We start from the raw sequence: 1,295 nt of genomic DNA on the forward strand, positions 1-1,295 counted from the left end.
GAGCCGCGGAACTGGCTTTGCCAGGCCGCAGGCGGGCGGCCCCCTCGGGGGGCAGCGCATTACACGAAGCCGAAGGCGCAGTGAAAAGCGTGGGGGCTAGTTCGTTCCGTCCGGCACGAACACATAGCCAATGCCCCAGACCGTCTGGATGTAGCGGGGCACAGCAGCGTCCACTTCGATCAGTTTGCGCAAACGCGACACCTGCACATCCAGGCTGCGGTCAAAAGGTTCGAATTCGCGTCCGCGTGCCAGTTGGGCCAGCTTTTCGCGCGACAGCGGCTGGCGCGGGTGGCGCACCAGGGTCTTCAGCATGGCGAATTCGCCAGTGGTCAAAGGCAGTTCTTCGCCGTTCTTGTGCAGGGTACGCAAGCCCATATCGAAGGAGAAGGGGCCAAAGGTAATCACTTCCTGGTCGCTGGACGGCGCGCCCGGCACTTCGGCTGTGGGGCGGCGGCGCAGCACGGCGTGGATGCGGGCAAGCAGTTCGCGGGGATTGAACGGTTTGGCCAGATAGTCATCGGCRCCGACTTCCAGGCCGACGATGCGGTCCACGTCTTCGCCTTTGGCGGTCAGCATGATGATGGGCGTGCGGTCGTTGGCGGCGCGCAGGCGGCGGCAAATGGAAAGGCCATCTTCGCCTGGCATCATCAAATCCAGGACGATCAGGTCGACGGCGTCGCGCAGCATGATGCGGTTCAATGCCTTGCTGTCCTCGGCAAGGATGACTTCAAACCCCTCTTGGGCCAGATAGCGGCGCAGCAGGTCGCGGATACGGGCATCGTCATCAAGGATCAGGATTTTGTCGGCACGGGCGTTAGGTTGGGCTTGGGTCATAGTCGTCTGGTAATTTGTAACAGAGCCATTTTGAAGGCTGAAAASRCGAGATGTCTCGTTTTTCAGTCGSTTTGACACACTGTTACAAAAGTTGCGGCCACGTGCAAGTGTGCGTATTGATTATGGAAATGCGCCTACACACGGCAGAAAAACCACATGTAAAAATCGTTGGCCCCCTCCGGGGACGCTCCGCTCGCGGATTTTCCGGAGCCGGCATTGGCGATGCGCCTGGTTACTTGCAGTGAACAGGCGGCCCGGTTTTCGATGGCGCCGGATAGTTGCCACAGTTTCTTCCCTGATTTCCCCCTTGTCTTTTTCAGTCAGAAACGGCTGAAACCTCCACCCGAAAGGTAATTCTGATGCGAATTTCAAAATCGATGGCGTTGTGCGCCCTGTTGGCAGGTGCCATGCTGGGTAGCCACGCCGTAGCTCAGCCTGCCTTCCACGAACCCCTGCAGAAC

General features: G+C 59.4%; 1 protein-coding gene. It reads right to left on the reverse strand.

Annotated features, from left to right (window positions below; translation table 11 throughout):
* Nucleotides 1–96: 96 nt before the first annotated feature.
* Nucleotides 97–834, reverse strand: coding sequence for an osmolarity response regulator transcription factor OmpR (gene ompR / locus AC1D0Z_RS22030; RefSeq protein WP_007866319.1), 738 nt, complete (start codon nucleotides 832–834; stop codon nucleotides 97–99).
* Nucleotides 835–1,295 lie beyond the last annotated feature (461 nt).

The sequence above is a fragment of the Polaromonas sp. P1_E3 genome, from assembly GCF_056405935.1.